14 protein-coding genes are annotated in these 14,811 nt (G+C 54.4%); 8 read left to right on the top strand and 6 right to left on the bottom strand.

Features of this window, described 5'->3' with window-relative positions:
• Positions 1-313: 313 nt before the first annotated feature.
• The 4 genes from HUU59_09535 to HUU59_09520 all read left to right on the top strand — a co-directional run bounded on the left by HUU59_09535 (position 314) and on the right by HUU59_09520 (position 4,514).
• Positions 314-1,447 (top strand): aminotransferase class I/II-fold pyridoxal phosphate-dependent enzyme, encoded by a 1,134-nt coding sequence (locus HUU59_09535; GenBank protein NUO19676.1) that lies wholly within the window; start codon positions 314-316, stop codon positions 1,445-1,447.
• Between the two features lie 98 nt (positions 1,448-1,545).
• A complete protein-coding gene (locus HUU59_09530; GenBank protein NUO19675.1) occupies positions 1,546-2,250 on the top strand; it encodes a glycerophosphodiester phosphodiesterase in 705 nt (234 codons plus the stop codon).
• Entirely contained in the window at positions 2,247-3,086 is an 840-nt protein-coding gene (locus HUU59_09525; GenBank protein NUO19674.1) for a hypothetical protein, read from the top strand. The genes HUU59_09530 and HUU59_09525 overlap by 4 nt, the downstream gene beginning before the upstream one ends.
• A 27-nt stretch (positions 3,087-3,113) precedes the next feature.
• Complete coding sequence (locus tag HUU59_09520; protein NUO19673.1) at positions 3,114-4,514, top strand: pyridoxal-phosphate dependent enzyme; 1,401 nt, start codon at positions 3,114-3,116, stop codon at positions 4,512-4,514.
• Between the two features lie 50 nt (positions 4,515-4,564).
• Here the strand turns inward: HUU59_09520 and rsgA are convergent, their stop codons facing one another.
• Complete coding sequence (gene rsgA / locus HUU59_09515; protein ID NUO19672.1) at positions 4,565-5,479, bottom strand: ribosome small subunit-dependent GTPase A; 915 nt, start codon at positions 5,477-5,479, stop codon at positions 4,565-4,567.
• 22 nt (positions 5,480-5,501) lie between these two features.
• Between rsgA and HUU59_09510 the strand changes: the two genes are divergently transcribed.
• Positions 5,502-5,780 (top strand): PGPGW domain-containing protein, encoded by a 279-nt coding sequence (locus HUU59_09510; GenBank protein ID NUO19671.1) that lies wholly within the window; start codon positions 5,502-5,504, stop codon positions 5,778-5,780.
• On the opposite strand, the gene HUU59_09505 is transcribed toward HUU59_09510, so the two are convergent.
• Positions 5,761-7,728: a cation:proton antiporter gene (locus HUU59_09505; GenBank protein NUO19670.1), complete on the bottom strand. Its 1,968-nt coding sequence runs from the start codon at positions 7,726-7,728 to the stop codon at positions 5,761-5,763. The genes HUU59_09510 and HUU59_09505 overlap by 20 nt on opposite strands.
• A 190-nt stretch (positions 7,729-7,918) precedes the next feature.
• Here HUU59_09505 and HUU59_09500 point away from each other — a divergent pair, with 190 nt between their 5' ends.
• Positions 7,919-9,334 (top strand): aldehyde dehydrogenase family protein, encoded by a 1,416-nt coding sequence (locus tag HUU59_09500; GenBank protein ID NUO19669.1) that lies wholly within the window; start codon positions 7,919-7,921, stop codon positions 9,332-9,334.
• A gap of 69 nt (positions 9,335-9,403) precedes the next feature.
• On the opposite strand, the gene HUU59_09495 is transcribed toward HUU59_09500, so the two are convergent.
• The 4 genes from HUU59_09495 to HUU59_09480 form a co-directional block, all read right to left on the bottom strand.
• The gene (locus HUU59_09495; GenBank protein ID NUO19668.1) at positions 9,404-10,471 is read right to left on the bottom strand and encodes a T9SS type A sorting domain-containing protein; all 1,068 of its coding nucleotides are present in this window, start codon (positions 10,469-10,471) and stop codon (positions 9,404-9,406) included.
• 118 nt (positions 10,472-10,589) lie between these two features.
• On the bottom strand, positions 10,590-11,762 hold the full coding sequence (locus HUU59_09490; protein ID NUO19667.1) for a T9SS type A sorting domain-containing protein: 1,173 nt from the start codon (positions 11,760-11,762) through the stop codon (positions 10,590-10,592).
• A 167-nt stretch (positions 11,763-11,929) separates the two neighbouring features.
• Complete coding sequence (locus tag HUU59_09485; GenBank protein ID NUO19666.1) at positions 11,930-12,964, bottom strand: T9SS type A sorting domain-containing protein; 1,035 nt, start codon at positions 12,962-12,964, stop codon at positions 11,930-11,932.
• Between the two features lie 75 nt (positions 12,965-13,039).
• On the bottom strand, positions 13,040-13,669 hold the full coding sequence (locus HUU59_09480) for a thioredoxin family protein (GenBank protein NUO19665.1): 630 nt from the start codon (positions 13,667-13,669) through the stop codon (positions 13,040-13,042).
• Between the two features lie 174 nt (positions 13,670-13,843).
• On the opposite strand from HUU59_09480, the gene HUU59_09475 reads away from it, so the two are divergent.
• Both HUU59_09475 and HUU59_09470 read left to right on the top strand, forming a co-directional pair.
• Positions 13,844-14,197: a VOC family protein gene (locus HUU59_09475; GenBank protein NUO19664.1), complete on the top strand. Its 354-nt coding sequence runs from the start codon at positions 13,844-13,846 to the stop codon at positions 14,195-14,197.
• Positions 14,194-14,553 (top strand): cupin domain-containing protein, encoded by a 360-nt coding sequence (locus tag HUU59_09470; GenBank protein ID NUO19663.1) that lies wholly within the window; start codon positions 14,194-14,196, stop codon positions 14,551-14,553. The genes HUU59_09475 and HUU59_09470 overlap by 4 nt, the downstream gene beginning before the upstream one ends.
• Positions 14,554-14,811 lie beyond the last annotated feature (258 nt).

Below are 14,811 nucleotides of genomic sequence, written 5' to 3'. Positions count from 1 at the left end.
AGCACTGCGCTTAATCCCCGCTCGGCGAACGTAAGACGATGCGAATTAGACAAGATAACAGAATTCCGGCGGGGAATCGCTACGTGCTTTTCAAGCACTTCGCTTAATCCCCGCTCGGCGAACATAATAGAATGCGCTTGAGATTTGTGCATACGCTCGGGGGATTTTGCCCAGCAAGCTGGGCGCTACATTTCGGAACACGGATTCCGGTCGGGTTGCGGCGGCCTTAACCCGACTCGGCGGGAAAGAAGCAGATTCCGGCGGCGCGAGGACGCGACCGCTCGGCGAACAAAACTAAATTATCCCTACTCCTTTGACTGCCACACGCTTAACCCGCTTACCTGAATATTTGTTTGCTGATCTTGAGAAGAAGATTAGCGAGAAGACGGCTGCCGGCCGTGATGTGATCAATTTGGGGATCGGTGATCCCGATTTGCCGCCGCCGGATTCATTTACGAAGAGTTTGCAATTGCACGCGGCGGATAGTGACGCACATTTCTATTCATCGTCACGCGGCGATGCGGGTGTGCGCAAGGCGATTGCAAAATATTTTAAGGGACGGTTCGGCGTCGAACTCGATCCTGATTCGCAGATTTGTGTCGTATTGGGTGGCAAAGAGGGATTGTCGTCACTCGGGCGCGCGTTTGTGAATCCGGGTGACATGGTGGCTGCGCCGTCGCCTGCTTATCCTGTATATGCGCAGGGTGTGGCGACGCTGTGCGACGGAAAAGTGCAGACAATGCCATTGACAAGAGAGAACGGGTTTTTGCCTGATTTGAACTTGGCGGAAGGTGCGCGGATGCTGTTCGTGAACTATCCGAACAATCCGACGGGTGCAATTGCGACGGAGTTCTTTTGGCAGAGCTTACAGGATTTTGCCGACACGCATCCGGAGACGGTGGTATGTCACGATCACGCGTACAGCGAGATGACTTTCGGGGACTATGTCGCGCCATCGTTTCTGCAATACACAAAGAATGCGGTGGAGATGCATTCGCTCTCAAAGGTCTTTAACGCGACGGGGTTCAGAATCGGATTCTGCGTCGGACGTGCGGATTACATTGCAGCGCTGGTAAAGGCGAAGTCGCAGATTGATTCGGGAGCGCCGCTGATGATTCAGCGCGCGATGGCGGACGGGCTGGCAGGCTATCGCGGGACTGAGCCGCCGCGTGAGGTTGTGGAAATACGCAAGATTTACGGTGAGCGACGCGCGTACGCAGAGAAGGCACTGCGTGAACTTGGTCTTGACGTGATTGAAAGTCCGGCGACGTTTTATGTGTGGGCGAAAGTGGGAGAAGACGAACTGCCTTTTGTGCAGCGGGCGCTCGACCATGACGTAGTTGTGACGCCCGGGCGCGGGTTCGGGCAGGAGGGAGTGGGGTATATCCGGCTTGCTTTGACACAATCATTGGATCGAATAAAACTTGCGATGCAGCGGCTGGGCTGACCCAATGATGAATTATGAATGATGTATGATGAATTGAATCAAGAGATATACAGTTTTGTTTTCCTATTTCCTATTTCCAATTTCTAATTTTTGCTCCCGTGGCAGATAGATTTCGACAAGTCCTGGCCGGCCGACCCGTGGTACTTGGGCATCGCGGTTCACCGAACGGCGCGCAGGAGAACACAATTGCCTCCTTTCGGTTGGCGCTTGATGAAGGCGCGGACGGAGTCGAGCTCGATGTGCAGTTGACGCGCGACGGAGTGCCGGTGGTGTTTCATGACGACGCGTTTACGACCGGCGAGAAGATAGCGGAGTTGACCTTTGCGGAAATGCGGGAAGTCGCGCACGGTTTACGAGCGCACGTGCATACGCTTGAGGAGGTGCTGCGCGAGTTGGCCGGCAAGGGTTTCGTGAACATAGAGATTAAAACCGCTGGACGGGAGGCCGAGGTTCTTGCCATAGCGCGCAAGACGATGCCGAAGGACACTTTCCTATTTTCAAGCTTTCTGCCTGAGGTTGTTGCCGCCTACCGTAAGCTTGCTCAGGACGTTCCGGCGATTTGGATTGTTGCGGAGCAAATGAGTCTCGAACAAGCTCTGGAAGTCGTGCACCGGATTGATGCGCGGGGCATAGCATTTTACCATGAGCTTATCACACCGGAGCTTGCGGGATTCTTCAAGATACACAATGTGCCGCTGTTCACGTGGACGGTGAATGAACCGGCCGAAGCGAAGCGATTGGTGGACATCGGCGTGTGCGGGATTATCACGGACGAACCGAAGCGGGTTGTCGGAACGATATGATTGGTCTGGCGACGTCGCGAGAGTTTCCGGATCTCGTCGGGGGAGAGCAGCTGTTGTATCAGGAGCTGCGCCGTCGGGGTGAATGCAGAATTGTCTTCTGGGACGACCCGCAGGAGTCATGGCGCGAATGTGATCAGATCATCATCCGGACGACTTGGGATTACTTTGTCCGCGTCATCGAATTTCTGCAATGGATTGACAAGGTGGAGGCGGCGGGAATCAAACTGCACAATCCTCCTGATATAGTGCGCTGGAACAGCGATAAGCTCTATATGCGTGACTTGTCCGCGAAGGGAGTTTTGATTCCGGAGACAACGTGGATAGCGCGCGGCAAACTTACCCGTGACGTCTTGCGCAAGCACGTCAATTGTCCTTGTGTGCTGAAGCCGACGGTTTCGGGCGGAGCATACAGCACATTCAGAGTCTCGCCGGACAACATTGATGCCGTGGTTGAGAAACTGGACGGTCTTGCCGAAGAGAAGGGGTTCATGCTGCAGCCGTTTATTCCGGAGATTGTGAGTCCCGGGGAGTACTCGCTGATTTTCTTTCGGGAGAAGTTTTCACACGCAGTGCTGAAGACGCCCGCCGAGGGCGACTTTCGTGTGCAGTCGAAGCACGGAGGAGTCTACACGCGCGCGGAAGTCTCACCGGATATCATCGAGCAGGCACGCATGATTCTTGCGGCGGTTCCTTTTGACGAGGAGCTTCTGTATGCGCGGGTGGATGGAGTAGTGCGCGACGGGAAGTTCATTCTGATGGAGCTTGAGTTGATCGAGCCGTATTTGTTTTTGGAGTTCGGGGACACCGCTGCCGCGGTTCTTGCATCACGAGTCTGAGATTTCATTCATTACCAAAATATTGTCATGCAACCTTCCAAAGAAAAAAACCGTTTAGGCGACATCACAGAAGCCATCGGCAATACACCGCTGGTGCGATTGAACAAAATCGGCAAGGGTACAGGCTCAGAAATCTGGGTCAAATGTGAGCACCTGAATCCGTCCGGTTCGATTAAGGACCGCATCGCCATCTACATGATTGACAAGGCTGCTCGAGAAGGAGAGCTGAAGCCGGGAGGTTTGATTGTGGAGAACACAAGCGGCAACACCGGACAGGGTGTTGCGATGGTGGCGGCGGTGAAGGGTTATCGCTGCATTTTCACGATGCCGGACAAGATGTCGCAGGAGAAGGCGGACGGCATGAAGGCTTACGGCGGGAAGGTGGTGGTGACGCCGACCAATGTTCCCGCTGATTCACCGCAGAGCTACTATGAGACGGCAAAGCGGATTCATCGCGATACGCCGGGCAGCTATTACGTGAATCAGTACCACAATCCGGTCAACACGGAAGCGCACTATCAGTTGACAGGAAAGGAAATCTGGGAGCAGACGGAAGGGCAGATAACACATTTTGTCGCGGGTGTCGGGACGTTCGGGACGTTCGCGGGAATTGCAAAGTACCTTAAGGAGAAGAATCCCAAGATTAAGTGTATCGCGGTGGACCCTTACGGCTCGGTGTTCCACAGTTTGTGGAAGACCGGCAAGATGAGCGAGCCGTTCGTGTACAAGGTGGAAGGCATGGGTGAGGACATGATTACCGGGAACATGGATCTCACGCTGGTGGACGACATGATACAAGTTGATGACAAAATGTGCTTCTCCAACGCGCGCCGGCTGTGCCGCGAGGAAGGCATCATGGCGGGCGGTTCGTCGGGCGGAGCAGTTCATGCAGCGCTTGAAGTCGCGCGCACCGCTCCGAAAGGCTCGGTGATTGTGACGATTCTGCCTGACAGCGGATCGCGCTATTTGTCAAAGATGTATAACGATGAGTGGATGCGCGACAACGGCTTGATGCAGGAACCGACTCAAATCGGAACGGTGGGCGATTTGCTGCTGGCGCGTCTGCCGTTTTCGCTGATTTCCGTTCCCAGCACTGAGAAGGTCGGAAATGTCATCACAAAAATGAAAGAGAATGGCATATCGCAGCTGCCCGTCATCCAGGGAGACAAAGTTCTTGGTCTGATTCATGAGGTTGACCTGCTCAAGTTCCTGCTCTCCGGAATCGGCACGTCGCAATCCAGCATTGAGCCGCTTGTGCAGACGGATTTTCCGACGGTCACGGAAGAGGAGACTCTTGAAACGGTCAGCCAGATTTTCACGCAATTGTCGCGCGACGCGGTGATGGTCTTGCGAGACGACGTGCCGTGCGACATCATCACAAAAATCGACTTGATTGATTACCTTCTGCATCGCAGCAACGCAAAGTAGTCAACAAAAAAAGACGGCTGCCGCCGTCTTTTGACTTTGCAAGAATCCCATCAATAGTCTTCGTCGAGCTCGCTTAACAGTCTGTGGTAGCTTTTGTAGCGGGATTCAACGAGAGTGTGTTCATCCAGCGCTTCGAGCACGGCACAATCCGGTTCGGCGACGTGCTTGCAATTGCGGAAGCGGCAGTTGACTGCCAAGTCGCGCACGTCGGGGAAAAGTGAAATGAGATTCTCACGGGTCAGACCGTAGGGCACGAAACTCTTCATACCGGGAGTGTCAATCAGCGCGGCGTCGTCGCCGAACCGGACAAGCAGAGCTGCGGTAGTGGTGTGTGTTCCCTTGCCTGACCAGGAACTCACTTCCCGCACCCGCAGTTCAAGGTCAGGAACGAGCAAATTAGTCAACGAGCTCTTTCCAACTCCGGAGTTGCCAATGATGGCAGAAGTTCCGGCGGACAACAGTCCCTTCATTTGCGGCAGGCCGTCGCCGGTTTCATTACTCACAGAGAAGACGGGGAAGTCGAAGCTTTCGTAAATCGCGCGGATCTCGCGTTCGCGTTTGCTCTCGTCATCGAGGTCGTTTTTCGTCATGACGAGCACAGGTTTAACGCCGCCGAAAAGTGCCGCGACGAGAAATCTGTCAATTGCAGCGATTTTGGTTTGCGGCCGAGCCAGCGATGCGACAATCAGAACGCGGTCGGCATTGGCAAACATCACCTGTTTTTCGCGCCGCAATCCTTTTCGCAAATAGGAGTTGGAGCGTTCCAGCACTTCTTCCACCGCCCATTGCCCGTTTTCGCACTCAGCCCTCACCCAGTCGCCCACCGTCACGCCGCTGCCGTCATAGTCGAACAGTTTTCCGCGCAGAACTGCTTCCGTCTGTTCACCGGAAGACAGATTGAGCAGGCACGTTCGGCGGGCAATGGAAGCTACGCGGCCGTTAGCTTGAGGCGGAGGGGTTAGCATAAAATTGAATATTCAGTAACAAATTGCTTTGCCGGACTATTTGAATAACAAAAACGCTGCCTTTGCGGCCGCATTGAAACTCGTCCGGACCATTCTCGGGTTCAGCGTGCTGGCCGTGGGACTTTTAATGGTCGTACTGCCCGGACCTGCGATCGTGGTCATTCCGCTTGGGCTGGCAATACTGGCGAGTGAATACGCTTGGGCGCGCAGATACTTGAAGAAATTCAAGGAAGGCGGCGAGAAGCTGGGTTACATATTCTTTCGCAGAAAGTCTTCAGACACTACGCACTCAAAAGGTTGACACCTTGATCCAGCGCGGCGTGGTCACCGTAGAGCACGACAAGGTCATTCATCAAGAGTTGCGTATCGAGAAAATCTCCGGCATATGAGCATCCGTCGCGCAGCAGCGCGATGACTTGACAACGGCTTTCGTTTGTGAAACCGAGTTCGCGAAGAGTTCTGCCTCGTGCCTTGCTGTTTTCCGTGACCGGCACGGCCTCGACGAGTCTCATCATCAGCAGGTGTGCAAGTTTGTCGCCGCTTGATCCGGCTCCGCGCAGCGTGCCATAGCTTTGGCTCCGCACGACTTCGACTTGAGCCGCGACGATATGAGGCGGTATGTGGTAATGTGTGAGCAACTCGACGAATATGCGCAGGGAGGTCTCAAACTCCTCGGGCACAACCAACTTCGCTCCGAGCTGTTCGAGTTGCTCGACCTCAGCCACATAACGAGTGCGGACAATCAAGTGAAGTTTTGAATTGAGGCGGTGAATGGTTGCGACGGCTCTGCGGGTTGCGGCGGGGTCGGAAATGGCGATGACCGCGCTGTCAAAGTCCTTCAGACCGAGGTGGTTTAGAAACTCGGCGTGTGTGACATCACCGTAATGGATAATTTCACCGTCATTTCGAGCTTCGCGCACGGTTTTGGGATTGAATTCAAGGATTTCGTAGTAAATTCCTGCTTCGCGCAGCACACGGGCGACATTTTTTCCATTCAGGCCGTACCCGACGATGAGCACGGCGGGCGAAGGACGCGCGGGCAGCGGTTCTGCGGAAACAATCATTTCGCCGTGTTTTCTGCCGATTCGCTTGCCGGCGTGAAAGGCAACGGTCGGCGCATACTGCATGACGATTGGAGTAACTGCAAGTGTAAGGCTCGACGCGGCGATAAGATACTGAAACTCCTCTTCCATTAACAGTCCGCCCATCATCGCAGCGCTTAGGAGCAGGAACGAGAATTCGCCGATCTGCGCGAGATAGAATCCGCCCTGGACTCGCTCACGCAATGACAAACCGATGGGCAGGCTGACTCCGATGACGATCAGCGCTTTTAGAATCAGAATCGCAACGGATACAAGCAACACGGTCTCAAGATGGGTAAACACAAAGCGCAAGTCGAGCAGCATTCCGATCGAAACGAAGAACAGCGACGAAAAGAGCGTGCTGAAAGCTTGGACTTGTGAATAAATGTGTGCGCTGAATTCATTCTCCGACAGGATCACTCCCGCGGCGAATGCACCAAGAGCAATCGAGAGTCCGGCGACCGAACTGAGTGCGCCGATCACGAGCATCACGAGAATCGCGAACAGGAGGATTGCTTCGGCTGCCTGGATCTTCACGAGCCATCGCATCATTTGGGGAATGATCCACCGTCCCAAGAGATAGAGCGAGAGCACCCAACCGATCATCAGAATCGTTCGAACACCGATTTCATACGTGGTGATCTGCCCGGTCGCAAGGATACTGACCGTCAGCATCATGGGCACGATGGCCAAGTCCTGCACGACGCAGATTGTGACAACCATACGGCCAAGCGGAGTATTCAACTCACCTTTGTCCGCAAGTCCCTTGAGCACAAGGGCCGAGGAGGATACAGTCACCACAAATCCGGTCACTAACGCGAGCTGAAGCGGCATGCCCGCAGAAAGTACAATTGCAACCGTAAGCGCAATAGTGCCGACGACCTGCCCAATCGCCGCGAGATACACACTGAATGGCGTGCTTTTCAGCGCCGAGAGCGACAGCTCCAAGCCGACGATAAAGAGCAGCAGAATCACGCCGACTTCCGCAGAGCTTTCGACGTGGTCCAAGTTCTTGATGAAACCCAGTCCGGAGGGTCCAATTAAGACACCCGTGAGCACAAAGCCCGCAATCGGAGGCAAGCCGATGCGCCGCGACAGAAACAGCACGGGCAGCGCGCATGCCAGAATGATCGCGAGGTCATAGAACATCGGAATTTCGTGACTCATACCTTAATGGCGCTGGGAATGACGGATGCTGTCGATGGTAGCCTGTTCAAGCTGTTAGGGTTGGAGGCCCCCCTTTCTTTCTATAATTTAGTCATTTATCTTCGGAAAGCAAATTGCGGATAAGCGGTAATATTCCTATTTTATTAGGATTACAGATTCAACGAGTGATATTATGCCCCACTATCCTCTCATGATTCGCGGCGCCCGCGCCACCGGTCAAGTCGAGGTCATTTCGCCCTTCGACCTCAAGCCTATCGCCACCGTTGAAACCGCCGGTGTGGATGCCATTGACGTTGCTCTGAACACTGCTCATAAACTGCACAGTGATAAGCAGTCATGGCTGCCTTTGCCGAAAAGACTGCAAATTCTGGAGAATTTGCAGAAGCTGATTCTTGAGAATGCTGAATCATTGGCTGTCGAGGCCGCACGCGAAGGCGGCAAGCCGCTGATGGATTCGCGAGTTGAGGTGGCCCGCGCGGCGGACAGTATTCGTGTGTGCATAGAGACCATGCGCACCAACTCAGGCCGCGAAATACCGATGAATGTCAATGCCGCATCGTCCAACAAGCTCGCAGTCACACGGCTTGAGCCAATTGGCCCGGTGGTGGCCATCAGCGCCTTCAATCATCCGTTAAACTTGATTGCGCATCAGGTCGGTCCTGCCATTGCGGCAGGGTGTCCGGTAATAGTCAAGCCTGCTGATGATACGCCGCTCTCTTGTTTCAGGCTTGTGGAGATGCTTTATGCGGCGGGGCTGCCTGAAGAGTGGTGCCAGGCCTGCATTACCAGCGACCTCAGCGTTGCGGAGAAGCTGGCGACCGACCCGCGTGTTGCCTTCTTGACATTCATCGGCAGCTTCAAGGTGGGCTGGATGCTGCGCTCCAAGATTGCACCGGGCACACGCTGTGCGCTGGAACACGGCGGGACAGCACCCGTCATTCTCGCCGAGGATGCCGACTGGAAAGCAGCCATAGCGCCGTTGGCCAAAGGCGGATTCTACCATGCCGGACAGGTGTGTGTATCCGTCCAGAGAATTTATGTGCCTGAGTCCTTCGGGTTCGAATTTGCACAGAAGCTTGCCGAAGCCGGCAGCAGGATGAAGATTGGCGACCCCACAGTGGCAGATACGGAAATTGGCCCCTTGATTCGCCCGCAGGAAGTCACACGCATTAATATGTGGGTGCGTGAAGCCATCGCAGAAGGAGCAGTTCCGCTCTGCGGAGCGGAACCTCTGAGCAATACAAGCTACAAGGCAACCGTGCTCTGGAATCCGACCGACACTTCGAAAGTCACGACACAGGAGATTTTCGGTCCTGTCGTGTGTGTCTACGTGTACAAAGATTTGGATGATGCCATTGCCCGGGCGAACAACTCTCCGTTTTCCTTTCAAGCCGCTGTCTATACGAAAGACATTGACACGGCATTGAAGTGCTATTCACAGCTCAATGCCTCGGCGGTGATGTTGAATGAGCACACGGCCTTTCGTGTGGACTGGATGCCCTTCGCGGGCTTGAAGCAATCAGGTTACGGCATTGGCGGGATTCCCTATTCGATTCGCGACATGCAGGTCGAAAAAATGCTTGTTGTAAAGTCGCCAAGTCTGTAAACAGGCACAGGCAAGCAACAAAAAAGCCCGCTCTCAAGAGTGGGCTTTTTGATTTTGTCCTATATCGGATTACGGCAGATACACGAGCTTTCTATTTTCAGAAATGCCGTTCACCTGGAGTCTCAGGAAGTAGAGTCCTGCTGAGCTGCCTGCAGCATTCCACTCCAGAACATGCGCTCCTGCGCCAAGACTACCGTTAACGAGAGTTGCCGTTTCGCGGCCGTTGATATCGTAGACCTTCGCCAATGCCATTCCCGTTTGCGGCAGCGTGAGATTGAGCCGCACGAGTCCGTTGAACGGATTTGGGTAGGCATCGCTCAATAGGAAGCTCGATACCGCAGGGATGTCGTGGGCGGCGGACTGCGACTCAGTCGTGAAGCTCCACAGAAAACCTTCCGTAGTTCCCGCCGCATTTGAAGCGTCCACCCGCCACAAATAGACGGTATTGGGTGAAAGCTGAGTGGTCAGCGGGAAGGAATTGGCCTCAACAGTGCCAAGCGTGCCAAGCGGCTCTGCCGTTCCAAGAAAGACCTCATAGGACTCGGCTTCTGAAACAGCAGACCAACCGAGCACAAGCGGAAGCGAAACATTGATTGCCCCGTCAATGGGTGTCGGATTGGTCGGAGCGTTCGGAGCTTGCGGGATCACCGCCTCAGTCGAGACAATGGTGAGGTTCGTGTTCGGCCCTGAATCCCGTGGACCTTGATGTGCGGCTACGTATAGCCTGACGGTTCCCGTCCCTGCGGCCGGTGCCCGCCAGTTAAAATTCGCACTCTGTCTATCGAGCACAGACAGCCGCACACCATTGTTCTCTTGCGCAATACTATACGTCGTTGTATTGAAGCCGGGAGTAATCTGCCCGGCAGTGACGGAGCCGGTCCCGACGCGGACCGAGCCGTTGAAGTTCTTAATCGGAGAACCGGACACGGCTTGAATAGTAAGCAAGTAGGTCGAATCCGGCACATATTCCGTCGGGAAACCCGTCACCTGCACTGTGCCGCCGTTGACACCGTGACAGCTTGACGAGCACCTTCCCAGCGAACCCGGAGCACCTGAGTAGCCCCGGTTCGTTGGACTCGCGAAGGAATGAATAGAAAATGCAAATACGAACAAAAAGCCAATGCTGCGGCGAATCATGGAAGTGATTCCTTTTGTTGCAGTTCACCTATTGAGATTCATCAGTCGTGTGACCAACGAATCACGAACACTGGCTCTCCCATTGCCGAGACGGCGGCACCCGTTCTGACAAGTATCTTTACGGCAGGTAAATCAGCTTTTGGGTCTGCGTGAGACCTGCGCATTCACACTTCAGGAAGTACAGTCCCGCGGCGTTTCCAGCGGCATTCCATTCGAGTTGATACTCGCCAGCACTGAGCTTCGAATCAACAAGTGTCGCCACTTCCTGTCCGACGATATCGAAGATTCTCACGACAGTCGGGCTCTCCTGGGCAACCGTCAGGCCGATTCTCACGTTGCTATTGAACGGATTCGGATAGGCCGCCTGTAACTGGAATGCTTGCGGAGCGGCGGGGTTTTCTGCGCTTGAACCAGCTTCGGTCGTAAAACTCCACACCTGTCCGGTCGTTGAACCTGCATCCCCAAAGGCATCTACACGCCAAAGGTAAACTGTTGACGTCGCGAGATCACCCGGCGGGTCAAAGGTGGTTTGTGTGGTTGTTGTCGCCAATTGAAGCGGTTCACTCGTTCCGAAATAGACTTCATATCCATTGGCGCCGCTCGACGGCTCCCACGCCAAGGTCGTTGTCACGGGAACATTCGTCGCGTCGTCATCCGGGAAAGGCCCGGTCACTTGCGGCGGCGGTCCGGCCGTTGTAAACGACCAAAGCGGCCCCTCCGTTTCACCGTGTTCATTGAAGGCGGTAATTTTCCAGAAGTACTGAGTATTCGGCGTCAAGCCTGAGTACGGGAACATCATGCCGCCGAAATTATCATTCACCGTAGGCGGAGGATTCGTCGTGCCGAATTGCACGCTATGTCCCGTCGCGCCCTCGTCTTCCCAAATCAAGAATCCGAGTGCGGGCATTCCGGTCGCTCCGTTATTCGGAATCGGATTGGACGGGGTTGACGGCGGATTACCGCCCGCTTCAACGGTCACTGTGCCGACCATGCCGCTGGCCGCGTGGACGATACACTCATAGTTAAATGTACCGGACAGCGGAGCCGCAAAGGCGAAATTGTAGGTAAAGGCACTGCTCGTCGGATCGCCGCTGCGGAACACAGGCGGATTATTGTTTGACTCTTCAACATTGTGAAATCCGCCGGCCGGTTTAATCCAGCGCACGGTATCTCCCTGCTGAATCGTCAGATTGGCCGGTGAGAATGACAAGGCATTGACGTTGACCGTGTGCACGGTGGCCAAACTCACTGTGGCCATCATCAAAGCAAGCAATACAACAAATCTTTTCATCGTGGTCTCCCTGAAAACGAACGAAATTTTTTGGCCGGACCTTCTGTTGCCGTTCATGGTGTTGTCCTAAGGTTAGTTACTTGGGGAAATTGATTGTAGAATCTTGATTATCCCGGCCTTGATTGCTTGCATTGTGTGATGCGGCGGCATTCGTCGCGAATGTCGCGCTACTTAAGATAGAGAGCTTTGTAAATTTTGGGTGTGTGATTTATGTTTGCGCGAATAAAGTAAACTCCCGACGGGCCATCGGCGTGCCAGAGAAATTCGTTGCGTCCGTGCTGCGACATTCCGGAGTACAGTGTCTCGACGAATCGTCCCCGGACGTCATAGATATAAATAGTGATCGGCACGTTTCCAATGAGCTCCATTCTCAAAGTGGTTGTGCCATTGAACGGATTCGGGAACGGCGGCTCAAGCAAGAAGTCACCGGCAAAAGGTCCAGCACTCTCGGAGGTCGCCGTCGTCGTGAAGTTCCACAGCGGCCCCATGCTCTCGCCCTGCGCGTTGGTTGCGGTGACACGCCAGTAATACTGCGAGTTCAAGTTAAGTTCCGGCGGCTCATAATATATCTGCGTCTGCCGCGAAACAAGCGGTGGATCTGTCGTGGTGCCGAAATAAACAAGAAACGAATCGGCGCGCGCGGTTTCGTCCCAATGCAGTGTGACAATTACATTCACATTCTCCGCGCCGTTTGGCGGAACAGGATTTCGCGGCGTATCCGGAGGCTGTGGAACAAAAACTTCACCGGCAATCAGCATCAAGTCGTTATTCGGTCCCGTGTCATGACCCTGATGCGCCGCAATGTACATGCGAACTTCTCCCGTTCCGTGGGCAGGAGCAATCCACTGAAACTCGAGCGTATCCTGATCCAAGACCAGCGAGTGCACACCGTTCGTCTCATTGGACACGGAATATGCGGCGGTCATGCCATATCCGAGCATCACCCCGGCGTTCAGCGATGTCGTCCCCAACCGGCATGACGCATTGAAATTCTTGATCGTGGGCCCCGTGCTTGTCAGCTGAATCAAATAGACGGAATCGGGATAATAAGACTCAGGGAACCCGTGTACTTCCACCGTTCCTGCCCCGTCTCCATGACACGATGACGCGCACGATTGCGTGCCGGGCGCACCGGAGTTACCCACGGTCCACGGTGCGGCCGCCAACGGCGAGAGGATGAGGAGAAGCAAGAACAGTTGCATGATTGCGTCCCGCCGCGAGTTTCAAGCGCAGGCGTCAGCGCGAGGCTGCCCGCTTTGCAAGCGGGCGTCACGGGGTTACTTTCTAAATTTTATCGTACAGCCGAATGCCGCTGTGGTTTTGGGCTCAATTTCAGACGCTTTGCCTTCGACCAGCTTCGTCATGGCGTTCCGCAAATCGTGTGACTTGACTTCCTTGACTTCCGTATTGTCATCAATGCGGCCTGTATAAACGACTTTGCCATCCTTGTCAAGAAGAAAGGCCTCCGGTGTTCTTGCCGCTCCATAGGCCTTGGCAATAGTCCCATCTTCGTTAAGCAAATACGGATAGGGGAGATTCTTCTCTTGTGCCCGCTTTTGCATGGCCTCAAAGCCGTCCTCGGGCTTTATCTTGGGGTCGTTCGGGCTTATGGCAACAAATGAGATGCCCTTGGGCTGAAACTCGTTGGCTAAGGCAATCAATCTGTCTTCATATGCCACAGCGAACGGACAGTGATTACAGGTGAAGACTACAAGTGTTCCGACTTCGCCGGATGCGGCCGCCAGACTAACCAATTGCCCATCGACGTTTTTCAATTCAAAAGCAGGCGCCTCCGTCCCGATCCCGATGGCTGCCGCCGAAGTCTTCTGAGGATACAAGAACACCGCCGCCACCACTCCGCAGACGATGGCCGTGGCTATCCACACAGCTGTGCGCTTTCTAAACATTTAGTTCTCCAGAGGGTTATGTGTGACCACGGTCACACTTCATCAGTTGGCAATAATACATCAAATTCATTGCGAAAGTCGGTCAAAAGCCATATTCTATATGTTCGCCCGACTTGCTTGTCAACACTATAATTAACTACTTACGGGCGAGACTATCAACCCACGGAGGGACCCATGCACACATTTTGTCACATCGAACTCACCACCACCGACCTGGAGAAGGCGGCCAACTTCTATCGTGAAATGTTCGGCTGGAAGGTGGATCCCATGATGGATAACTACTGGATGATTACGACCAACGACGATCCGCAAGGTGTCAGCGGTGGACTCATCAAGGTGGACAACGTGCTTGACAGCGGCGCGCAGAACTATGTGTTCGTGGATGACGTGGCCGACGCACTCAAGAAAGCGGTCTCTTTAGGGGCCAAAGTCATAGACGAAAAGCGTCCGTTGCCCCACGAAATGGGCTTCATCGGGATGTTCGAACTCTCCGACGGCTTCAAACTCGGACTCTTCAGCCGCAAGTGAAAGTTATCCCGTTAAGCTCCTGCGACGAGTTCATCGCCGGGGACCAGACCCGCCTCCGCGAGATTCTGCATCCGGACAAGACCCCCCTTGCCCTCGGCTACTCGCTGGCCCACGCCAGCCTCGAGCCGGGAAACACCTCGTCATTGCACCGATTGTCCACCAGTGAGGTCTATTACATCCTCAAGGGCCGGGGAAACATGGAGATTGACGGCCAAACCCGCGAGGTCGGGGTTGGCGACACCATCTACATCGCTCCCTCTTCAACTCAACGAATCACCTGTTTGGGTCCCGAAATTCTCGAGTTTCTTTGCATAGTTGATCCCGCCTGGCGCGCCGAGGACGAGGAAATTTTGTAAGGCGGCGGCCAAAGACTGGAAAGCCTGTCCAATTGGGCAGGCTTTTCTATTTAGGGCTGAGGTGTATAACTCACACATTCTCGGGGCACCCGCCGCGGGTGCTGCGCATGGAACACTACCACAAATCCATCGACAATCTGCACCCCGCAGATGTCTATCACGGCCGCGCCGAGACCGTTCTCAGACGGCGAAAAAAACTCCAAACACAAACAAAAAAGACCCGTCGCCAGGTCAATACATCAACATCACGAAAACTAC

It is taken from the genome of bacterium, from assembly GCA_013360195.1.
In the GTDB taxonomy this organism is placed as follows: domain Bacteria; phylum Electryoneota; class RPQS01; order RPQS01; family RPQS01; genus JABWCQ01.
This window is presented reverse-complemented; position numbering and strand designations above follow the sequence as displayed.